A 22,156-nucleotide genomic window follows, 5' to 3' on the forward strand; every position below is an offset into this window, starting at 1 on the left:
CGGCGGGTTCATACGCTGAATACCGGCACGGGGTTGCACCAGCGATCCTTGTATTCGCGATCCGCCCGGCCAAAGGAAAACCGCAACGGCTTGCCAGCGGCCCGGGCGTGCTCCCAGGCGCCTTGCGTATTGAGGAAGCTCAAGACGCTGCCCGGGCTGAATTCGCGAGTCTGCGGGTCGACGCCGCCATTGATGTATTCGACGCTGATCCATTCAGGCGCTTCGACGCGATAGACCAGTTGGATGGCGATGGGCGCATCGTTGAGAAAAATCACCGAGCCGATCAGCAGCTCGCGCAGCAGCTCGACCACCTCGCCCATGCGCTCGGCACCGGTGGCGGGAAAACCCCAGCGACGCTGGAACAGATCACAGTAGATCGACGCCAACTCGGTACTGGAAAACTCGCCGACCGGCCGCACCTGCCCGCCGGCTTCCTCCAGAAGACGCAATTCACGGCGCTGGTTGTAGCGGAACTTCTTGGACAGTTCTTCCGGCAGGCGAGCCATGGCCAGCTGCTCTTTCTGCAGTTTCAAACCGCTGAAGCGACCTTCATTGAGCGCCGACAGATACCGTCCTCGATGACGCAACGGTGCCTGGGTGTCGGGCGCGGCCGGCAGGATCAACTCGGCATTGCCCAGGTCGAACAGGCCTTTTTTTCCGCTGCGCTTGAGCACGTCCTTCGACAGCGCCAGATCGCGGCCCCAGGTCGGAATTGCCGCCTTCAGCTCGCCGCCCTGCTCGAATGCCAGGTAACGCACGGGAATCCCAGCCAGGGCGGCCAGGCGCTCCACGACCAGGGGGTGTGTCGCCACACTGCCGCCAAAACGTTGCCACGCCTGGGCGTAGCTCGAGGCATCCGTGGTGGTCCAGCCGCGCTCTCGCCAGCCTTGGAATCGGTTGAGCATCAGTTCCTCGGCGCCAGTTCAGTCACTTGGGGCAAGCGCCAGAATGCCTCGCGTACGGCGCGATCGGAGAAACATTCGCGCAAGCGCTCCAGCATCAACTCGGCGCATTGGCGCCGCTGCAATTCGTCCATCGCAGCCAGGTGTTGCAGACCTTGGGCCATGTGCTCGGCGTCACCGAGCGGGAACAGGATACCGACGCCCTCGACGACCTCCTTTGCGCCACCGCAGGCCGTGGCCAGCAACGGCACGCCGGCAGCCATGGCTTCGAGCAGCACCATGCCGAACGGCTCGTGATCGGAGCTCAGCGCAAACGCGTCGAAGGCACGGAAATAACGACGGGCCTCTGGCACCTGGCCGAGAAACAGCACGCGGTCGGCAATGCCCAACTCTCGCGCCAGAGCCTTGAGGTCCTGTTCCAGGCGCCCCTTGCCCAGAATCGCCAGTTGGCTGTGGCTTGGCAGGTACGCCAGCGCAGCGCCAAAACCGCGAAGCAGGGTGGCCTGGTCCTTGTCCGGATGCAGGCGTCCGACGTTGCCGACAATCCAGGCGTTCGCTTCCAGCCCAAGGGTTTGTCGCGCCTGCTCCCGGGAAACCTGGCTGGCCTGCAAGGCCTCCAGATCGATACGGTTGTAGAGGGTCTGGATCCTGCCGACCGGCCATTTCGGCAGGCAGCGACGCATGTCGTCGCGCACGGCGTCGGACACCCCGAGCAAGCTCAGGCGCTTGCGAAAAACCTGGGCGAACAACCGGCGGGTACGCCGTTGATAATCGCCAAAGGCATGGTGCACGCCGATCACCGGCAACCCAGTGCCGAGCAGGGCGATGTAGATCGGCTTGAACCGGTGCGCGATGCAGAAACTGAAATTGCGCGAGGCGGCGATCTTGCGCAGATCGCCGATGGCACCCAGCTTCAGGCCGCGAATGGCACTGGAGCTGTACTCCATGAACAACACCTCGTCCGAGGCACAGGCAGCGGCAACCTCGGCGTCCGCCGAGCCGGTGAGAAACACCGTGGTCACACGATAACCGGTTCCGGCGAACAGACTGGCGTACTGACGGGCGCAGTCCAGGAACGGCCCGTCATAACCGTGGCAGAACTGCAGCACATGTCGCTCAGCCGAGCGTGTCATAAGCGTCCACGCCGTCCTTGACCACCAGGATGTCCTCCATGATCAGGTATTGCAGGTCGGAACCATAGAACATGTTCAGCGCGTCGGTGGGCGAGCAGATCATGGGTTCGCCGCGACGGTTGAGTGAGGTATTCAGCGACACGCCATTGCCGGTCAGGACTTCCAGGGCTTTCATCATGTCGTAGTAACGCGGGTTGTATTCACGCTTGAGCACTTGGGCCCGGGAGGTGCCGTCTTCATGGACCACTTCCGGCACGCGGGTTTTCCATTCCTCAGCCACTTCGAACGTGAAGGTCATGAACGGTGCCGGGTGGTCGACCTTGATCATCTGCGGCGCAACGGTGTCGAGCATCGACGGGCAGAAAGGCCTCCAGCGTTCGCGGAACTTGATCTGTTCGTTGATGCGGTCGGCCACGCCGCTGGCGCTTGGGCAACCGATGATCGAACGACCGCCCAAGGCCCGCGGGCCAAACTCCATGCGGCCCTGGAACCAGGCCACCGGGTTGCCGTCGACCATGATCTTGGCGATGCGCTCAGGGGTGTTGTCGATCTTGCGCCACGCCGGCTTGCTCGGGTGACGGGCGCAGGCGGCGATCACATCTTCGTTGCTATAGGCTGGGCCGAGGTAGACGTGTTCCATCTTCTCCACCGGCACGCCACGGGCGTGGGACACATAAGCCGCCGCGCCCACCGCCGTACCGGCGTCGCCGGAAGCCGGTTGCACGAACAGCTCCTTGACGTCATCGCGGGCGATGATTTTCTGGTTCAGTTTGACGTTCAATGCGCAGCCGCCGGCGAACGCCAGCTTGCCGGTTTCCTTGAGCACGTCGCCCAGGTAGTGATCGATCATTTGCAGCGCAAGCTTCTCGAACAGCGCTTGCATGCTGGCCGCGTAGTGAATGTACGGCTCGTCGGCGATGTCGCCTTCGCGTTTCGGACCGAGCCACTCGATCAGCTTTGGCGAGAAGTAGAAACCCTTGCCTTTCTCTTTATAGCGGCGCAGGCCGATCACGTTGGCGTAATCGGTATTGATCACCAATTGGCCGTTTTCGAACGAGGCCAGGCGCGAGAAATCATATTTGCTGGCGTCGCCGTAGGGCGCCATGCCCATGACCTTGAATTCGCCATCAAGCATCTCGAAGCCGAGGAACTCGGTGATCGCGCCGTACAGGCCACCCAGGGAGTCCGGGTCGTAGAATTCCTTGATCTTGTGGATCTTGCCGTTTTCGCCATAGCCGAAGAAGGTCGTGGCGTATTCGCCCTTGCCGTCGATGCCGAGGATGGCGGTTTTTTCCTGGAAGCCCGAGCAGTGATAGGCACTGGAGGCATGGGCCAGGTGGTGCTCGACCGGCTCGATCTTGATTTTTTTCGGGTCGAAACCCAGTTGTTCCAGGCACCAGACGATCTTGCGGCGATAACGTTTGTAGCGACGATTGCCCATCAGAATCGCATCGAGGGCACGGTCCGGGGCGTACCAGTAGCGCTTGGCGTAGTGCCAGCGCGCCTCGCCGAACAGGCTGATCGGGGCAAAGGGTATCGCCACCACGTCAACGTCGGACGGCTTGATGCCGGCTTGCTCCAGGCAGAACTTCGCCGACTCGTAGGGCATGCGGTTCTTTGCATGTTTATCGCGTACGAAGCGCTCTTCCTCGGCCGCCGCGATCAGCTTGCCGTCGATGTACAGCGCTGCGGAAGGATCATGGCTAAGGGCGCCGGACAGGCCAAGAATCGTCAATGCCACAGGGGTCTAGCCTCTTATGTCTGCATACGGGCGACAAGCGCCGCGAAAAAATGATGTGCCACGCATCAAGGGTACGGGGCAGCTAAAGGGCGGGATTATAGCTTAAAAGCGATCTTAAGCCTCTAGCGGAGTCGTAGGGTTTACACGGTCCGTGGCGAGGGAGCTTGCTCCCGCTCGGCGGCGCAGCCGTCACAGGAACTGCGAATCGTTTTTTCCTGGTACTGCGCGTTGAATGGCGTCGGGGCTGCTGCGCAGCCCAGCGGGAGCAAGCTCCCTCGCCATGGTGAGCGGTTAGACGATAGCCGACGTGTTATCGACTGCCTTCGGCAACCGCTGATCGATCACCCGATACAGCGCACTTCCCTCAGGCCAATTACGCATGAACCGTGCGCGATCCCGGGCGTAGGCTTGGGCGAAGCTGGCCTGGGTCCGGTGTTGGCACATGGAATCAAGGTCGATCAATGCCCAGCGGTCGTCTTGCCAGAACAGGTTGTGTCCTTTGAAGTCACCGTGGCTGATACGCTCGCGGATCAGGTCGGCGAACAAGTGATCCAGCGCCAACAGCTCGGACTCAGGGGCTTCGCCGCTTTCCACATGCGGGGCGAAGCGTTCGATGATGTCCGGGCCAGACAGGTGTTCAGTGACCAGATAGGCGCCACGACGCAACCACAGGAAACGCTTTTCCAGCAACGCCAGTGGCTTGGGCGTGGCGATGCCGAGGAAGGCCAGCCGATGGCCTTCGCGCCAGGAATGCCAGGCTCGGCTCGGGCGCCAGAAGCGCTTGAGCCAGTGGGCGAAGCCCTTGATGTTGTAGCGTTTGATTACCAGGGTGCGACCGTTCGATTCGACCTTACCGACACTGGCGGCACCACCGGTCTTGTACAAGTGACCCTGGTCAAGCAACGCATCGGCATGCTCCAGCACCGGGACCATGGCCGTTTCTTCATCGCGACGAATAGCCCGCAGGCCGAACGGCCCGCGCTGCACGCTGAACAAGCTGCATTCGCGCCCGACCTTTTCAAGGAAATCTTTCAGCCGCCAGGCCTGGACCTTGTCGATCTGTTTTTGCAGCGCTTCCATCGGCAGGGCGTGTTCGGCGTTACTCAACAGGTAATGCACCAGCAACTCTTCATTGAACGGCTCGATGGATTTTGGAAGCTGGGCGAAAAACACCCCCAGGTTTTCCAAGACCTTTTGCCGCGACAATGGCTGGCCGGGGGTTTCGGCGCGAATGCCGGCCCCGTCGATGAGATAGAGCTTGTCGCCATGGCGCAGCAGATTGTCCAGGTGCAGATCTTCTTGCCACAGGCCCTTGCCGTGCAGCTGCGCAATAGCGCCCAGCGCCTCGGCCAGCACCGCCGTTTGTTCGTCCGCCAGCATGGGGAGATGTTCGACCTGCTTCCAGGCATCGCCAAGACTCTCGGCGCCTTCCAGCAGCTCGAACAGCAGCCAGCCACCCTCGCCTTCTTTTAAGCCATCGGCCAGCAGCAATGGGGTCGTCAGCCCCTGTTCCGCGAGGAGGCGAACACCTTGCAGCTCTCGTTGGAAATGCCGCGGCGCCTTGCTGCCCACCAGTAACTTGGCCAGCACCGGCCGGCCGCGCCAGATACCGGCGCCGACGTAACGCTGCCCAGGCAGCACCCGCAACAGTGACAACAGTTGCAATTGCGCCGGGCCAGCGGCATCCGCCAGCTCCAGGCTCAGGGGCAGGCTTGGGCTGCGGCCAGCGCCTTTCAATTCCGACAAATGCATCAGCGGGTCTCCTTATGAGTGCGTCGAGCGCTCAGGCGGGCCAACCATCGATCGACCAGCGCACCGTCAAGCGGTTGGTCCAGATAGGTAGACAGCAGCTGACGCACATCCTCTTCACTCCAGGCCCGGGCCCGGCGCAGCAACGGCTCCAGGTCCTTGACCCGGTCACGCTGCCCGAACAGCAGCGGACGGGTCTTTTCCAGGTCGATCAACTGTGCCTGGTGACCGCCGGCAGTGGCCTGCAGAAAAATATGCTTGGGATAGAAACAGCCATGCACCTGATGCATGTCGTGCAGTCGCCGCGCCAGGTGACCACAGGCCTGAACGATGGTGGTGCGTTGCACGGTCGTCAGGGACGGCCAGCGCTCCAGGAGCGAATCCAGGTCATCCCAGCCGTCCAAGGCGCGGGTCAACAGAATCGCCCGAACCTCGCCGTCCACTTTCCGCCGCCCGTAGAAGACCGCTTGCAACGCTGGGATACCCAACTGGCGATACCGGCTGATGTTGCGAAACTCCCGGGAAAAACTGGGTTCGCCAAAAGGGTGCGATAGCGTCCGGGTCAGGTAATTGCTCTGGCGCTTGAGGTAATAACCCTGCCCCTCGAGCTCCAGCCGGAACACACTGCTCCAGCCATCGCCCGCCGTATTGGGCTCGTCCACTGCGTCCAGCTTGCGCAACCAGAGGGCTTCGAAGCTGTCCAGGCCATGGCGCTCCAGCAAGGCCCGGTCTTCGGCGGCCAGGAAATCGGTCATTCACGCCCCTCGAAAAATCTCACCACGTGGCGAATACGTTTCTTGTCGCACGCATCGAGCCGGTCGCGCTGGCGATATTGCAGGTAAAAACGCAGGCGCTGGGTGGCCGACAAATGATATTTGGCGACTTTGTCCAGGCATGCCAGGTCTTTGGTGATCCGGTACTTGAGCCAGAAGCCGCGCCAGAAGTCACCGTTCGGGCAGTCGATCAGGAACAGACGCGCCCGGTCGTCGATCAGCAGGTTGCGCCATTTCAAGTCGTTATGGGTGAAACGGTGATCGTGCATGGTCCGGGTATAACCGGCGAGCTGCCGGCTCACGCCATCGACCCAGGCGCGATCGTCGAGCCGCGAATCGTGCCGCTCGGCCAGGGCTGAAAGGTCTTCGGTGCGCGGCAATTCGCGGGTGATCATCGCGCCGCGATCATAGGCCGCACCCCGTCGTTCCAGCCCCCAGGCGACAATTTCCGCTGTGGGAATTCCCCACTTGGCGAAACGCTTGAGGTTCTGCCATTCCGACTTGACCCGTGGCTTGCCCAGATAACGACGCAAGCCCTTGCCGGCGCCGGTATAGCGCTTGACGTAATAATTCACGCCGTTGCGCTGTACGCGGATCACCTCTGACAGTGGATCGCGGGTCAGGCGCTCGCCCTGGAGGGCGAACACCGCGTCGAGGCTGCCGAAATCCTGTGCCAGCTCAGCGTAGGCGGGTTCCAAATTCCAACCCGACATCAGAGCGCATCCCCGTACCGCTGTTTGCGCTCATACAGTTTCTTGGCCTTGCCTTCGAGCCAGGCCAGCAACGCAGCCTCTTGCGCCAGGATCTGGCGCAGCGGCTGCTGGAAATAGCCCTTGAGAAAACGCAGCTTGTCGCGCCGGGTCAAGCCAATGTCCAGCGCGGAGAAATACAGCGCCGCCAAGTCTTTGTTACGCCAGCGCGTGGTGATAGCCGGACGGGTCTGGGCGCGGTGCAGGTCGATCACCGAGAGTTTGAAATCCTCGGGCGTCACCGGTTTGTCGGTGTGCAGCAGGAAGTGGCAGATGTAGCAGTCGCGATGGTTGACCCCAGCGCGGTGCATCATGCCGGTCATGCGCGCCACTTCGGCGATCAGTGCTCGCTTTAGCCGGGGCTGCGGAGGCTGCTTGACCCAGTCGAGGCTGAAGTCTTCAAGGCTTATGGTAGGCGCCAGCTCCTCGGTAACAATAAAGGAATGCTGGTCCGCCGGATTGTTGCCCTTCTCTCCATAGGCAACGGCGGTCATGGTTGGCACGCCGACTTCCTGCAGCCGTTGGATGGCCTTCCATTCCTGGCCCGCGCCCAGCACCGGCAGCTTGGCGGTGAGCAGGTTCTTGAAAATCTCGCCCCAGCCGATGCCACGATGGATCTTCACGAAAAAACCACGACCCTCTACCTCCGTGCGCAGGGTGCGCCGGGCTTCGAGCTCACGGTAGACCTCGCCCTGGAGCGCTTCGACTTCGACGAACGCATCGCGCCCGGCCCAAAGGCTCTTGAACGGTTCGGCCAGCATCAATTTCATTAAGCGTGCTCCGCCAATATCACATCGGCCGCGTGCTGCGGCATGCTGTAGAGGTCGGCCGTCTCGGCGAAGGCCAGACCATTGCGGCTCCAGGCCGCCCTCGCTTGCGGATCACTAAGCATCCGGCCCAGATATTCGGTCAACTGCGCCTGTTCGAACGGCTCATCCAGCACCAGGCCGCTGTCGGCCTCGGCGATGTAGTGAGCGTACCCGCACACCGCGCTGACCAGCACCGGCAACCCGGCCACCAGCGCTTCGAGCAGTACCGTGCCGGTGTTTTCGTTGTAAGCCGGGTGAATTAACAGGTCGGCACCGAGCAGGAAACGCGGGATATCGCTGCGACCCTTGAGGAACCGCACATTATCGCCCAGACCCAGCGCAGCGCTCTGCATCTGGAATACCTTGGGGTCGTCCTGGCCGATTACAAACAGCCGAGTGCGTTTTTTCAATTGCGTGGGCAGCGCGGCCAGGGCCTTGAGGCTGCGGTCGACGCCCTTGGTCTTGAACCCGGAGCCGATCTGCACCAACAACAAATCGTCGTCGGCCAGCTCGAATTCGGCTCGGAACGCCGCCCGGATCCCATCGGCATCGGCGGGCCGACGACGGTCGTGGGCAATGCCCGGCGGCAGCAGGTGAAAGCGCTCCAGCGGCGTGTCGTAGTGCTTGATGAACAGCGGCTGCTGGACTTCGGAAATCATCAGGACTTCGGTCTTGGCGTCCTTGGCGAACACGGCCCGCTCGTACTCGGCAAAATGCCGGTAGCGCCCCCAGCGTCGGTACAGCGAATTGCGCAGGTTCTGCGCCTTGTCTTCGAAGCAGCCGTCGGCGGCGTAGTACACGTCCAGGCCGGGCATTTTGTTGAAGCCGATCAACCGGTCCACCGGGCGCTTGGCCAGGTCGGCCTCCATCCACGCGCTGAGTTTCTCGTTGCGGCGGTGATTGAACAGCGCCTTGACCGGCGCCACCAGCACTTCGAAGCCGGGCGGGACGTCACCTTCCCAAATCAGCGTGTAGACGCGGATCTGGTGACCGCGTCGCTGACACTCCAAGGCGATGCGCATGAAGTCACGCTGCAGGCCGCCGAAGGGGAAATATTTGTAAAGGACAAAAGCCAATTGCATCAGCGCGGCTCCTCAGCCAATAACGTGCTCAGGTGGCTGGCAACACGCTCGGGATTCAGACGCGTGAAGCACAGGGGCTGCTCGCGTTTCAGGTCGAACCGCCGGGCATCTTCGGCGGTCGGTGGGTAAGTGCATTGTTTCTGCATGCACGGCGCGCAAGGAAAATCACTGGCGAGATGAATCTGGCCCTTGCCATAGGCGCCGGTCAGCACGGGATTGGTCGGACCGAGCAGCGAGATGGTCGGCACATCCAGAGCGGCGGCCAGATGCCCGAGGCCCGTATCCACGGCCACGCAGGCCTGTGCACCGGCGAGCACCTTGCCCATGCCGCCCAGGTTCAATTTCGGCAGCACCAAGGCATTGCGCAGCCCGTTGGCGATGCGCTCGGCCCGAGCCTTCTCGGCCGGGTTGCCCCACGGCAGTTTCACCACCACGCCGAATTGCCCCATGCGCTCGGTGAGCTGACGCCAGTAGAGCTCAGGCCAATGTTTGGATTCCCACGTCGTGCCATGCAGGAACACCACGTAGGGGTATGGGCGCGGCAATTCAACCAGTCGGTCGATGTCCAGGCCATAGCTGCCCTGGGTTTGCGGCAAGTCATAGCCCAGCGCCAAGGCGAACAGTTGACGTACACGCTCCACCGCATGCTGACCACGAGCGACCGCCAGGCGACGCGAATAGAAGCGCGCCGCGAGCGGTTCACGCGCCGAATCCTTATCCAGCCCAGCCACCGGTGCCTTGACGTAGCGGGTCAGCCAGGCACTTTTCAGCAGGCCTTGGGCATCGATCACCAAATCATATTTTTCGGCGCGAATGCTCTGCTTGAAGCGTCGCCATTCACCGCTTTTGAGGGTTTGCCAGAGGTTCTTGCGCCAGCGCCGGATCGCCACCGGGATGACCTTGCCCACGGCCGGATGCCAGGTAGGGATTTCGGCGAAACCCTCTTCCACCACCCAGTCGAATGTGATGCCAGGAATTGCCCGCGTCGCATCGGTCAGCGCTGGCAACGTGTGGACCACATCCCCCAGCGAAGAGGTCTTGATCAACAATACCCGCAAGTTACCGGACCTCCACGGGAGTGCCCTGCAAACGCTCCAGGGCCTCGTTCACCGCCGGCGGCATGAGCTGGCGCAGGCAGTTGTAATGGCCGAAGCGGCAGGTACGGTCGAAGCATGGACTGCACTCGATGCCCAGGCGCACGACTTCGACCTGATCGGCCAACGGCGGAGTAAAACCCGGCGAAGTCGAGCCGTAGACCGCCACCAACGGACGGTTCAGCGCGGCCGCGACGTGCATCAAGCCGGAGTCATTGGACACCACCGAATCGGCGCAGGATAACAGGTCAATCGCCTCGGCCAGGGACGTGTCGCCGCTGAGGTTGACCGACTCTTCCCGCAGGCCCGGAATCAGCCGTGAACGGATGTCTTCGCCCACCGAGTGATCGTTTTTCGAACCGAACAGCCAGACTTGCCAGCCTTCACGGATCTTCGCCTCGGCAACCTGGGCGTAATGCTCCGCCGGCCAGCGCTTGGACTCACCGAACTCGGCGCCCGGGCACAGGGCCAATACCGGGCGATCCAGGGTCAGACCGAACTTGGCCAGGGCCGTTTCGCGCGTTACCGGATCGATTTGCAGGCTCGGCCGCGGATACGGCTTGGGCAATTCGGCCCCCGGCTCGTAGGCCAGGGCCATGAAGCGCTCGATCATCAATGGATAACGATCTTTGTCCAGCGTGCGCACGTCATTGAGCAAGCCATAGCGAAACTCGCCGCGCCAGCCTGTGCGCTTGGGAATGCCGGCAAAGAACGGCACCAGCGCCGATTTCAGCGAATTGGGCAACAGGATCGCCTGGTCGTAGTGGCCGACCAGGGATTTGCCGATGCGCCGGCGAGTCGCCAGCTCCAGCACGCCATGGCCGAGCGGAAAGCTCAAGGCCTTGCGCACCTCGGGCATGCGCTCAAGGATCGGACGACTCCATTCAGGGGCCAGAACGTCGATTTCGCACTGCGGGTGACGCAGCTTCAGACACTGGAACAGTGTCTGGGCCATCACCATGTCACCGACCCAACTGGGCCCAACGATCAGAATATTCATGTGCTTTCCAAAAACGATACGGGGAGGCCTACGCCTCCCCGCCTCGAGAATCACTGTGGCTTAGGTCGTTGCCTGTGGCCTTAATCTACAACACACCGCCAATCAACTGTGGGAGCGAGCCCGCTCGCGATGGGGCCAGCACATCCAACATCGATGTCGCCTGACCTACCGCTATCGCGAGCAGGCTCGCTCCCACAAGGGTTGCGCACAAGTATCCAATACCGTGCGGCACCGCCAATCAACTGTGGGAGCGAGCCTGCTCGCGATGGGGCCAGCACATCCAACATCGATGTCGCCTGACCCACCGCTATCGCGAGCAAGCTCGCTCCCACAGGGGTTGCGCATAAGTATCCAATACCGTGCAGCACCGCCAATCAACTGTGGGAGCGAGCTTGCTCGCGATGGGGCCAGCACATCCAACGTCGATGTTGTCTGACCTACCGCTATCGCGAGCAAGCTCGCTCCCACAAGGGCTCCGCATAAATATCCAACACCGTGCGGCACCGCCAATCAACTGTGGGAGCGCACAAGTATCCAATACCGTGCAGCACCGCCAATCAACTGTGGGTGCAAGCTTGCTCGCGATGGGGTCAGCACATCCAACGTCGATGTCGCCTGACCTACCGCTATCGCGAGCAAGCTCGCTCCCACAGGGGTTGTGCACAAGTATCCAATACCGTGCAGCACCGCCAATCAACTGTGGGAGCGAGCCCGCTCGCGATGGGGCCAGCACATCCAACATCAATGTCGCCTGACCCACCGCTATCGCGAGCAAGCTCGCTCCCACAGGGGTTGTGCACAAGTATCCAATACCGTGCGGCACCGCCAATCAACTGTGGGAGCGAGCCCGCTCGCGATGGGGCCAGCACATCCAACGTCGATGTTGTCTGACCTACCGCTATCGCGAGCAGGCTCGCTCCCACAGGGGTTGCGCACAAGTATCCAATACCGTGCAGCACCGCCAATCAACTGTGGGAGCGAGCCCGCTCGCGATGGGGCCAGCACATCCAACATCGATGTCGCCTGACCTACCGCTATCGCGAGCAGGCTCGCTCCCACAGGGGTTGCGCACAAGTATCCAATACCGTGCGGCACCGCCAATCAACTGTGGGAGCAAGCTTGCTCGCGATGGGGCCAGCACATCCAACGTCGATGTTGTCTGACCTACCGCTATCGCGAGCAAGCTCGCTCCCACAGGGGTTGTGCACAAGTATCCAATACCGTGCGGCACCGCCAATCAACTGTGGGTGCAAGCTTGCTCGCGATGGGGCCAGCACATCCAACATCGATGTCGCCTGACCTACCGCTATCGCGAGCAGGCTCGCTCCCACGGGGTTCCGCGTAAGTATCCAATACCGTGCAGCACCGCCAATCAACTGTGGGTGCAAGCTTGCTCGCGATGGGGTCAGCACATCCAACATCGATGTCGCCTGACCTACCGCTATCGCGAGCAGGCTCGCTCCCACAAGGGTTGCGCATAAGTATCCAATACCGTGCGGCACCGCCAATCAACTGTGGGAGCGAGCCCGCTCGCGATGGGGCCAGCACATCCAACGTCGATGTCGCCTGACCTACCGCTATCGCGAGCAAGCTCGCTCCCACAGGGGTTCCGCATAAGTATCCAATACCGTGCGGCACCGCCAATCAACTGTGGGAGCGAGCTTGCTCGCGATGGGGCCAGCACATCCAACGTCGATGTCGCCTGACACACCGCTATCGCGAGCAGGCTCGCTCCTACATTCAATCCTTCAACTCAGCCCCAGCTCTCGCCAGATCCGCATCACCTGTCGACGCTCATCCACGAACTGGTCGCCTGCAATCACCCCAGTGTCTTTCTGCAAGGCCTGGCGGTGGGCGGCGGAGCGGTAGGCCTTGTAGGCTTCGCGCAACAGCGTGGCATCCTCGGCAGGCATCAATCCGACCTCCTGCAATCCGTCCAGGATGCGGATGTTATCGGTGTAGCGCACCAGTGAAGGGTACGCCTCGGACCAGGCCAGGGCCGCGTATTGCACCATAAATTCAATATCGACGATACCTCCGGCGTCCTGCTTGAGGTCAAAGGGCGCCGTGGCTTCGAAGGCATTCGGCGCGGTCCCGGCGGCGGTGGCCTTGCTGCCAAGGTTGTCGCGCATCTTGGCGCGCATCTCGCTGACTTCCTGGCGCAGCGTCGGCAAATCACGGGTGCGTCCCAACACCTGGGCGCGGACTTTTTCGAACGCCTGGCCGACGTCCTGGCTGCCCACCAGCACTCGCGCACGCACCAACGCCTGATGCTCCCAGGTCCAGGCTTCGTTTTCCTGATAGCGGGCAAACGCCCCCAGGGAACTGACCAGCAAGCCCGACGCCCCGGACGGCCGCAGACGCATGTCCACTTCATACAACTGCCCGGAGTTCGTCTGGGCCGTCAACAAGTGAATGATCCGCTGGCCAAGCCGGGTGAAGAATTGAGCACCGTCGATGGGTTTCGGGCCGTCGGTTTCAGCCTGCGGGTCGCCATCGTGGATGAACACCAGGTCCAGGTCGGAACCATGCCCCAATTCCAGGCCACCGACTTTCCCATAACCGACAATGATGAACCCCGGATCGCACGGGCTCCCATCGGTGCGCAACGGTACGCCATGCTTGGCGACTGTCTGGCGCCAGGCCAGGGCCAGCACCTGCTCGAGGATCGCTTCGGCCAGCCACGTCAGGTAGTCGCTGACTTTCATCAACGGCAGGCTGCCGGCGATTTCCGAGGCAGCGACGCGCAGGCGGTGGGCCAGTTTGAAATGCCGCAAGGCTTCCATCTGTTGTTCGAGATCGTCCTCGGGGATGCGCGTCAGCCGCTCGCGCAATTCCGCCGCCAGCTCAGGCGCCAACGGCGGCTTGAACAAACGGCCTTCGTTGAGCAATTCATCGAGCAACAGCGGAAAACGGGTGATCTGCTCGGCAATCCATGGGCTCGCCGCACACAACGTCAGCAAACGCCGCAACGCGCCAGGGTTCTCGGTCAGCAGCACCAGATAAGCCGAACGGCGGGCCACGGCTTCAACCAATGGCAATACCCGTTCCAGCACCAGGTCCGGATTGGCGTGCTCCACCGCCTGAGCCAACAGGCGCGGTATGAACGCATCCAGGCGCTCGCGCCCCAAACGTTGCATCGCGCGCAATTGCGGGCTGGCGCGCAAGGCAGCCAAGGCCCTCAGCGCCTTGGACGCATCGGTGAAACCGCCCGCCTCCAACTGGCGACACGCCGCTTCCTCATCCTGGCTGTCTTCCCACAGCGGCAGCCATTCTCCACCCACCGCGACTTCGCCTTCGCTGCCCTCTTCTTCGTCCGGATCGGCGATGACCTGGCCGAAATGCCATGCCACGCGCCCACGCCAATGCATCAGCTGTTCGTGGAACGCCGACCAGTCGGCGAAGCCCAGCATGAACGCAATGCGCGCCTGATCCTGCGCAGTGTCCGGCAGCATCTGCGTCTGGCGGTCGGCAATGGCCTGGATCGCATGTTCGGTGTAACGCAGGAACTCATAACCCTGGCGCAACTCGTCGATCACCTTGGACGGCAGGTAGCCCTGGCCCTCCAATGTGCCAAGCACCTTCAACAACGGTCGTTGCTGCAAGCTCAGGTCGCGACCGCCATGGATCAACTGGAACGCCTGGGCGATGAATTCCACCTCGCGGATGCCGCCCGAACCCAGCTTGATGTTGTCGGCCATGCCCTTGCGCCGCACCTCCTGCTGGATCAACTGCTTCATGGTGCGCAACGCTTCGATGGCGGAAAAATCCAGGTAACGGCGATAGACGAACGGGCGCAGCATGTCGAGCAGTTGCGCGCCGGCCACCTGGTCGCCCGCCACCACCCGCGCCTTGATCATCGCGTAGCGTTCCCAGTCGCGCCCCTGATCCTGGTAATACTGCTCCAGGGCATTGAAGCTCAGCACCAGCGCGCCGGCCGAGCCATAGGGACGCAGACGCATGTCGACACGAAACACAAAGCCATCGACGGTCATCGGATCGAGGGCCTTGATCAGGCGCTGGCCAAGGCGGATGAAAAATTCCTGGTTATCCAGCGGCCGCTTCGCGCCGACGGTTTCGCCGCCTTCGGGATAGGCGAAGATAAGGTCGATGTCCGACGACAGGTTCAGCTCGACGGCGCCTAGCTTGCCCATGCCCAGGATGACCATCTGCTGCGGCTCGCCACTGCGCCGGCCGGTGGGTATGCCCAATTGCTGGCTCAGGCGTTGGTACAACCATCGATAGGCCTGGTCGATGCAGGTGTCGGCCATGTCCGAGAGATCGCGACAGGTCTGGACCAGGTCCGCCTGGCGGGTCAGGTCACGCCAAATGATGCGCACCTGCTGGCGGGTGCGCTGGCGACGCAGCACGCGACCCAACTCATCTTCGGTTTCGGCGGCCTGGACGGCGGCGCCGATCTGCGCGCACATTTCACCGGGGGCCAGGCTGCGGTCCAGCTCGCCGCTGTGCACCAGCTCCAAGAGCATCGACGGGTCTCGTACACTTTGCTCGATGACAAAGTCGCTGGCCGCGACGACGCGATTGAACTCGGCCCAGCGCTGCGGCGTCCAGGCAGAGAGCCCATGGTCGTCGTCCAGAGTGGCAACCGCCGCGCGGAACGACTGCTCGGCCCGACTGACCAATGACTGGAGAATCGCCGGTATTTCGGCAAGCGAGGGCAGGCTCATGGTCTATCCTTGATCGGCGCGGGAAAGGCTGGATGTAGTGTTTTTTCGAATGCCACTACCTGATCGACTGTCGAACAAAGATGATAAATAGCTGATTTTCTGGTTTTATTGGCAGCCGGCATCAAGTTTTTACCTGTTCGAGTTGGCTAATGACCAACAGTAACGATTATTCTCACAACGAAACGAGGGGCCATAAGCCGCTCATGTGTAGTTTTACTACTCGTCTATACATTCGAAAGGCTGAAACGGCCAACGATTTGTAGTAAAACTACACGCCGCCGAGACAACCTTCGGCAATCCAAGAATTTATATCGTCTGCCCACAAGGCCAGTCGCAAACTCAGGCAACCGATTCTGGTAGCCTTTCCGCCCTGGAGCAAGCCATGCAAGACCTCGATCCCGTCGAAACCCAGGAATGGCTGGACGCCCTGGAATCGGTTCTCGACAAAGAAGGCGAAGACCGTGCTCATTATCTGATGACCCGTATGGGTGAACTCGCAACCCGCAGCGGTTCGCAACTGCCCTACGCCATCACCACGCCATACCGCAACACGATCCCTGTCACCCACGAAGCACGCATGCCTGGCGACCTGTTCATGGAACGCCGCATTCGCTCGCTGGTGCGCTGGAACGCGTTGGCCATGGTCATGCGTACCAACCTGAAAGATTCTGACCTGGGCGGTCACATCTCCAGCTTCGCCTCCAGTGCGACGCTGTATGACATCGGCTTCAACTACTTCTTCCAGGCCCCGACCGACGAACATGGCGGCGACCTGATCTACTTCCAGGGTCACGCATCGCCAGGCGTCTACGCCCGTGCGTTCATGGAAGGCCGCATCACCGAAGACCAGATGAACAACTTCCGCCAGGAAGTGGACGGCAACGGCCTGTCCTCGTACCCGCACCCTTGGCTGATGCCTGATTTCTGGCAGTTCCCGACCGTTTCCATGGGCCTGGGCCCGATCCAGGCGATCTACCAGGCGCGCTTCATGAAGTATCTCGAAGCCCGTGGCTTCATCCAGCCAGGCAAGCAGAAAGTCTGGTGCTTCATGGGTGACGGTGAGTGCGACGAGCCGGAATCCCTGGGTGCGATCTCCCTGGCCGGCCGCGAGAAGCTGGACAACCTGATCTTCGTCATCAACTGCAACCTGCAGCGCCTCGACGGCCCGGTTCGCGGCAACGCCAAGATCATCCAGGAACTCGAAGGCGTGTTCCGTGGTGCCCAGTGGAATGTCAACAAAGTCATCTGGGGCCGTTTCTGGGACCCACTGCTGGCCAAGGACGTCGACGGCATCCTGCAACGCCGCATGGACGAAGTCATCGACGGCGAGTACCAGAACTACAAGGCCAAGGACGGCGCGTTCGTCCGTGAGCACTTCTTCAACTCGCCTGAACTCAAGGCGATGGTTGCCGACCTGTCCGACGACGAGATCTGGAAGCTCAACCGTGGCGGCCACGACCCGTACAAGGTCTACGCGGCGTACCATCAGGCGGTCAATCACAAAGAGCAGCCGACCGTCATCCTGGCCAAGACCATCAAGGGTTATGGCACCGGTGCCGGCGAAGCGAAGAACACCGCGCACAACACCAAGAAGGTCGACGTCGAGAGCCTGAAGCTGTTCCGTGACCGCTTCGACATCCCGGTCAAGGACAGCGAACTGGAAAACCTGCCGTTCTTCAAGCCGGAAGAAGGCAGCGCCGAAGCCCGTTACCTGGCCGAGCGCCGCGCCGCCCTGGGTGGTTTCGTGCCGCAGCGTCGCGCCAAGAGCTTCAGCATCCCGACGCCGCCACTCGATACCCTCAAGGCCATCCTGGACGGCTCGGGCGACCGCGAAATCTCCACCACCATGGCTTTCGTGCGGATCCTCGCGCAACTGGTCAAGGACAAGGAAATCGGCTCGCGCATCGTCCCGATCATCCCGGACGAGGCCCGTACTTTCGGTATGGAAGGCATGTTCCGCCAGTTGGGCATCTACTCGTCCGTCGGCCAGCTCTACGAGCCAGTCGATAAAGACCAGGTGATGTTCTACAAGGAAGACAAGAAGGGCCAGATCCTCGAGGAAGGCATCAACGAAGCGGGCGCCATGAGCTCCTTCATTGCCGCCGGTACTTCGTACTCCAGCCACAACCAGCCGATGCTGCCGTTCTACATCTTCTACTCGATGTTCGGCTTCCAGCGTATCGGCGACCTGGCCTGGGCCGCTGGCGACAGCCGTACCCGTGGCTTCCTGATCGGCGGCACCGCCGGCCGGACCACCCTCAACGGTGAAGGCCTGCAGCACGAAGACGGCCACAGCCACATGCTGGCCGGGACCATCCCGAACTGCCGCACCTATGATCCGACCTACGGCTACGAGCTGGCGGTGATCATCCAGGACGGCATGAAGAAGATGACCGAAGAGCAACAGGACGTCTTCTACTACATCACCGTGATGAACGAGTCCTACCAGCAGCCAGCCATGCCGGCCGGCGTAGAGGCAGGCATCGTCAAGGGCATGTACCTGCTCGAAGAAGACACCCGCGAAGCGGCGCACCACGTCCAGCTGATGGGCTCCGGCACCATCCTGCGCGAAGTGCGTGAAGCGGCGAAGATCCTGCGTGAAGAGTTCAACGTCGGCGCCGACGTCTGGAGCGTCACCAGCTTCAACGAACTGCGTCGCGACGGCCTGGCCGTGGAGCGCAGCAACCGCCTGCACCCTGGCCAGAAGCCAAAGCTGAGCTACGTCGAAGAGTGCCTGAACGGCCGCAAAGGTCCGGTCATCGCCTCTACCGACTACATGAAGCTGTTCGCCGAACAGATCCGCCAGTGGGTTCCTTCCAAGGAATTCAAAGTGCTGGGCACCGATGGTTTCGGCCGTAGCGACAGCCGCAAGAAGCTGCGTCACTTCTTCGAAGTCGACCGTAAGTTCGTTGTGTTGGCAGCCTTGGAAGCCCTGGCTGACCGCGGCGATATCGAACCTAAAGTGGTGGCCGAAGCCATCGCCAAGTTCGGCATCGATCCGGAAAAACGCAACCCACTGGACTGCTGAGGAGAATTTTCGTGAGCGAACTCATTCGCGTACCTGACATCGGCAGCGGTGAAGGTGAAGTAATTGAACTGTTTGTGAAGGTCGGCGACCGCATCGAAGCCGACCAGAGCATCCTGACGCTTGAATCGGACAAGGCCAGCATGGAAGTGCCTGCGCCGAAGGCCGGTGTCATCAAGAGCCTGAAAGTGAAGCTGGGCGATCGCCTGAAGGAAGGCGACGAGTTGCTGGAGCTGGAAGTCGAGGGCGCCGCCGCGGCGCCTGAAGCGGCCGCCCCTGCTGCTGCCCCGGCGGCGGCTGAAAAGCCTGCCGCTGCGCCCGCTCCCGAAGCGGCTCCAGCTCCGGCCGCCGCGCCTGCCGCCGCCACTGTTCAGGACATCCATGTCCCGGACATCGGTTCGTCGGGCAAGGCCAAGATCATCGAAGTACTGGTCAAGGCCGGCGACACCGTCGAAGCCGACCAGTCGCTGATCACCCTGGAATCCGACAAGGCCAGCATGGAAATCCCATCGCCGGCCGCCGGTGTGGTGGAAAGCGTCGAGATCAAGCTGGAAGACGAAGTCGGCACCGGTGACCTGATCCTGAAGCTGAAAGTGGCCGGTGCCTCGGCGCCTGCCGCGCCAGCCCCGGCTGCTGCGCCTGCCGCCAAGGCCGAAGCCGCCCCAGCGCCAGCGCCAGCCGCCGCCCCCGCCGCCAAGGCCGAAGCGGCTCCTGCCCCTGTCGCCGCGGCGCCTGCGCCTAGCGGTGCCAAGGTGCACGCTGGCCCTGCGGTGCGTCAGCTGGCCCGTGAATTCGGCGTCGAGCTGTCCGCCGTAGGCCCGAGCGGCCCTCACGGTCGTGTGCTCAAGGAAGACGTGCAAGCCTACGTCAAGGCCATGATGCAGAAGGCCAAGAACGCACCGGCCGAAGGCGCCACCGGCGGCGCGGGCATCCCGCCGATCCCGGCGGTGGACTTCAGCCGCTTCGGCGAAACCGAAGAAGTGGCCATGACTCGCCTGATGCAGATCGGCGCGTCGAGCCTGCACCGCAGCTGGCTGAACATCCCGCACGTGACTCAGTTCGACCAGGCTGACATCACCGAGCTGGAAGCTTTCCGCGTTGCGCAGAAAGCCGTGGCGGAAAAGGCCGGCGTGAAACTGACGGTCTTGCCGCTGCTGCTCAAGGCCTGCGCGCACCTGCTCAAGGAACTGCCGGACTTCAACAGCTCCCTGGCCCCAAGCGGCAAGGCTGTGATCCGCAAGAAATACGTGCACATCGGCTTTGCCGTCGACACCCCGGAAGGCCTGCTGGTACCGGTCATCCGCAACGTCGACCAGAAGAGCCTGCTGCAACTGGCTGGCGAAGCCGCTGCCCTGGCCGAAAAAGCCCGGAACAAGAAGCTCACCGCCGACGACATGCAGGGCGCCTGCTTCACCATCTCCAGCCTCGGCCACATTGGCGGCACCGGCTTCACGCCGATCGTCAACGCGCCGGAAGTGGCGATCCTGGGTGTTTCCAAGGCCACCATCCAGCCAGTCTGGGACGGTAAAGCCTTCCAGCCGAAGCTGATGCTGCCACTGTCGCTGTCCTACGATCACCGCGTGATCAACGGCGCCGCCGCAGCGCGCTTCACCAAGCGCTTGAGTGACCTGCTAGGCGACATCCGCACCATCCTGCTGTAATACCGAGCGGCCCTCCCTTGCGGAGGGCCGTTTGACTGCTGTTTTCCGAGCGCCACGCTCGTACCTCAACCCCGCCCGTTTGGCGGGGCTTTTTTTGCTCGGGCTAAAACCGTATTTCACTAACGGTTTTTCCTACCCACTTGCGCATAAAAGACTACCTGCTCTGGTAGTCGTTGCCCACAACTACCGCCCCCTGCCCTACCGATATTTAACCCGCTTGCGGCTTTAGCATGAATCCAGCGCGCCCAACAACTTTGGCGCTGACGAAAATATAAACTTCGAATGGATTCGAACATGTTAAAGCCAACGGTTGGCCCTATTATTGGCCACACGACAACCCACCACGCTCGTATCTTTCTACGAGGCGATGGGAACACCGACAATCCTTTATTCGCCGGTATCCGCTACCGCCGAAAAGGCGATACGGCCTGGTCCAGGGGACAGTTCATCCGACTGGTTTCTTATCGCGACTTAGCCGGTGTCATCGTATTGAAGGGCCTTGAGCCCGACACCTTCTATGAATACCAGGCCGGCTGGAAAAGCACATTGAGCCCGGCGCACACTCCAGAGACCATACTGGAGCTGCCGCTGCAGTGGCCCAAGGAGATTTACCAGTTGCGCACGCCCTCCAGCGAGACCGACGCCCCGCGCAGCTATATCGTCGGCTCGTGTCGATACCTGCGCATTACCGCGGGTGTCCCGGCGACACCGGAACGGGGGGATCGCACATTCGCGGGTATCAACCGAATCGTGGAGCGAGCCAACCCACCCATCAGCGCAGTAGTGATGACCGGCGACCAAGTCTATCTCGACGACCTGAATTTCATTGCGCCGGACCGCAACCTCAAGGACATGTTATTCAAGTACCGAACTGCCTTTTCCCAACCCCATATTAAAAAACTGATGTCCAGCGTGCCGACTTACATGATGCTCGACGATCATGAAATAAAGGACAACTGGCCCGCCAAGAAGAATCACCAAGACGAAACTCTCTATACAAACGCTCTTGATACTTACGAGCTTTATCAAGCCAGTCACAGCCCGGCCCATGAACTTCTGGATGACGGCACGTTAAGGCCACTCACTCGCTACTGGTATACATTTGCCCATGGCAATACAGGATGGTTCGTTACCGACAGCCGGACTCGACGCAACCTGTCGGCAAACAACCGGCGCATCCTGGATGAAGAACAGGAACATTCGCTGCTGACATGGCTGATCGACAGCCCCTACCGGGTCAAATTCGTCGTCACCGGTGTCATGTTCTACCCCGACCGCAAATTCAACGCAGGGGATGCCTGGCAAGCGTTTCCAGAGCAACGGCTACGCTTGCTTGAAACCATCCGCAGCCATCGGATCAAGAATGTGATCTTCGTCTCTGGTGACGTGCACGGTTCCCTGACGAGCATGCTGACCCACAGCCAGGATCCTGACTTCCAAATCCACACAGTCGTCTCGTCGCCATTTTGCAACAGCAGGCTGTTGCCTTACGCCAATGCCTCGACTTTTATTCCCGGCAAACCCATGGCTCGGGCTCCAAGCGGTGAGTATCAATACGAGCTGACCGGCAAGGTGATCAGCCAGGACAACTTTGCCCAGCTGAAAGTCACGGCCCAGAGCGTTCAAGTGACGTTTCATGACCGTGACGGAGATCCATTGGAGGTCGTCGACATACCGTTGCGCTGAGCTTGCGTAGCCCAGGGAACACCTCTGATCGGCCGACAACTGGAGAAATCCCCTCGTCGGCCGA

Annotated in this window: 14 protein-coding genes; 3 read left to right on the top strand and 11 right to left on the bottom strand. The window is 61.5% G+C overall.

Going from position 1 to position 22,156, the window contains the following annotated elements; genetic code table 11:
- Window positions 1-8: 8 nt before the first annotated feature.
- From M1D68_RS22950 to glnE, 11 genes are all read right to left on the bottom strand, one after another.
- Entirely contained in the window at window positions 9-905 is an 897-nt protein-coding gene (locus M1D68_RS22950; protein ID WP_420766151.1) for an antimicrobial resistance protein Mig-14, read from the bottom strand.
- Window positions 905-2,035: a glycosyltransferase gene (locus M1D68_RS22955; protein WP_457968467.1), complete on the bottom strand. Its 1,131-nt coding sequence runs from the start codon at window positions 2,033-2,035 to the stop codon at window positions 905-907. The genes M1D68_RS22950 and M1D68_RS22955 overlap by 1 nt, the downstream gene beginning before the upstream one ends.
- Window positions 2,019-3,776, bottom strand: a complete 1,758-nt coding sequence (locus tag M1D68_RS22960; RefSeq protein WP_420766149.1) for a carbamoyltransferase family protein — start codon at window positions 3,774-3,776, stop codon at window positions 2,019-2,021. Before M1D68_RS22960 ends, M1D68_RS22955 begins: the two co-directional genes overlap by 17 nt.
- A gap of 291 nt (window positions 3,777-4,067) precedes the next feature.
- Window positions 4,068-5,528 carry a lipopolysaccharide kinase InaA family protein gene (locus M1D68_RS22965; protein ID WP_457968470.1) on the bottom strand — a complete coding sequence of 487 codons (1,461 nt, stop codon included), beginning with the start codon at window positions 5,526-5,528 and terminating at the stop codon, window positions 4,068-4,070.
- Window positions 5,528-6,280 carry a lipopolysaccharide kinase InaA family protein gene (locus M1D68_RS22970; protein WP_420766147.1) on the bottom strand — a complete coding sequence of 251 codons (753 nt, stop codon included), beginning with the start codon at window positions 6,278-6,280 and terminating at the stop codon, window positions 5,528-5,530. The genes M1D68_RS22965 and M1D68_RS22970 overlap by 1 nt, the downstream gene beginning before the upstream one ends.
- Complete coding sequence (locus M1D68_RS22975) at window positions 6,277-7,011, bottom strand: lipopolysaccharide kinase InaA family protein (RefSeq protein WP_434561006.1); 735 nt, start codon at window positions 7,009-7,011, stop codon at window positions 6,277-6,279. Before M1D68_RS22975 ends, M1D68_RS22970 begins: the two co-directional genes overlap by 4 nt.
- Window positions 7,011-7,817: a lipopolysaccharide core heptose(I) kinase RfaP gene (rfaP, locus tag M1D68_RS22980; RefSeq protein ID WP_420766145.1), complete on the bottom strand. Its 807-nt coding sequence runs from the start codon at window positions 7,815-7,817 to the stop codon at window positions 7,011-7,013. The genes M1D68_RS22975 and rfaP overlap by 1 nt, the downstream gene beginning before the upstream one ends.
- Window positions 7,817-8,938 carry a glycosyltransferase family 4 protein gene (locus M1D68_RS22985; RefSeq protein WP_457968472.1) on the bottom strand — a complete coding sequence of 374 codons (1,122 nt, stop codon included), beginning with the start codon at window positions 8,936-8,938 and terminating at the stop codon, window positions 7,817-7,819. The genes rfaP and M1D68_RS22985 overlap by 1 nt, the downstream gene beginning before the upstream one ends.
- Window positions 8,938-9,996, bottom strand: coding sequence for a lipopolysaccharide heptosyltransferase I (waaC, locus tag M1D68_RS22990; protein ID WP_420766143.1), 1,059 nt, complete (start codon window positions 9,994-9,996; stop codon window positions 8,938-8,940). Before waaC ends, M1D68_RS22985 begins: the two co-directional genes overlap by 1 nt.
- A 1-nt stretch (window position 9,997) precedes the next feature.
- Window positions 9,998-11,032 carry a lipopolysaccharide heptosyltransferase II gene (gene waaF / locus M1D68_RS22995; RefSeq protein ID WP_434561014.1) on the bottom strand — a complete coding sequence of 345 codons (1,035 nt, stop codon included), beginning with the start codon at window positions 11,030-11,032 and terminating at the stop codon, window positions 9,998-10,000.
- A gap of 1,748 nt (window positions 11,033-12,780) precedes the next feature.
- Window positions 12,781-15,720 (bottom strand): bifunctional [glutamate--ammonia ligase]-adenylyl-L-tyrosine phosphorylase/[glutamate--ammonia-ligase] adenylyltransferase, encoded by a 2,940-nt coding sequence (gene glnE, locus M1D68_RS23000; RefSeq protein ID WP_420766141.1) that lies wholly within the window; start codon window positions 15,718-15,720, stop codon window positions 12,781-12,783.
- Window positions 15,721-16,102: 382 nt separating this feature from the next.
- Between glnE and aceE the strand changes: the two genes are divergently transcribed.
- From aceE to M1D68_RS23015, 3 genes are all read left to right on the top strand, one after another.
- Window positions 16,103-18,748, top strand: a complete 2,646-nt coding sequence (aceE, locus tag M1D68_RS23005; RefSeq protein ID WP_420766140.1) for a pyruvate dehydrogenase (acetyl-transferring), homodimeric type — start codon at window positions 16,103-16,105, stop codon at window positions 18,746-18,748.
- 11 nt (window positions 18,749-18,759) lie between these two features.
- Window positions 18,760-20,406: a dihydrolipoyllysine-residue acetyltransferase gene (gene aceF, locus M1D68_RS23010; protein ID WP_457968476.1), complete on the top strand. Its 1,647-nt coding sequence runs from the start codon at window positions 18,760-18,762 to the stop codon at window positions 20,404-20,406.
- Window positions 20,407-20,700: 294 nt separating this feature from the next.
- A complete protein-coding gene (locus M1D68_RS23015; RefSeq protein WP_434608148.1) occupies window positions 20,701-22,092 on the top strand; it encodes an alkaline phosphatase D family protein in 1,392 nt (463 codons plus the stop codon).
- The last annotated feature ends 64 nt before the right edge of the window (window positions 22,093-22,156 follow it).

This window comes from Pseudomonas sp. R4-84 (genome assembly GCF_054130985.1).

Excerpts from the sequence above, each read along its gene's own strand:
- M1D68_RS22965 (WP_457968470.1), bottom strand. The coding sequence starts at position 5,528 with ATGCATTTGTCGGAATTGAAAGGCGCTGGCCGCAGCCCAAGCCTGCCC.
- M1D68_RS23015 (WP_434608148.1), top strand. The coding sequence starts at position 20,701 with ATGTTAAAGCCAACGGTTGGCCCTATTATTGGCCACACGACAACCCAC.
- aceE (WP_420766140.1), top strand. The coding sequence starts at position 16,103 with ATGCAAGACCTCGATCCCGTCGAAACCCAGGAATGGCTGGACGCCCTG.
- M1D68_RS22955 (WP_457968467.1), bottom strand. The coding sequence starts at position 2,035 with ATGACACGCTCGGCTGAGCGACATGTGCTGCAGTTCTGCCACGGTTAT.
- rfaP (WP_420766145.1), bottom strand. The coding sequence starts at position 7,817 with ATGAAATTGATGCTGGCCGAACCGTTCAAGAGCCTTTGGGCCGGGCGC.
- M1D68_RS22975 (WP_434561006.1), bottom strand. The coding sequence starts at position 7,011 with ATGTCGGGTTGGAATTTGGAACCCGCCTACGCTGAGCTGGCACAGGAT.
- M1D68_RS22970 (WP_420766147.1), bottom strand. The coding sequence starts at position 6,280 with ATGACCGATTTCCTGGCCGCCGAAGACCGGGCCTTGCTGGAGCGCCAT.
- M1D68_RS22950 (WP_420766151.1), bottom strand. The coding sequence starts at position 905 with ATGCTCAACCGATTCCAAGGCTGGCGAGAGCGCGGCTGGACCACCACG.
- M1D68_RS22985 (WP_457968472.1), bottom strand. The coding sequence starts at position 8,938 with ATGCAATTGGCTTTTGTCCTTTACAAATATTTCCCCTTCGGCGGCCTG.
- waaF (WP_434561014.1), bottom strand. The coding sequence starts at position 11,032 with ATGAATATTCTGATCGTTGGGCCCAGTTGGGTCGGTGACATGGTGATG.
- glnE (WP_420766141.1), bottom strand. The coding sequence starts at position 15,720 with ATGAGCCTGCCCTCGCTTGCCGAAATACCGGCGATTCTCCAGTCATTG.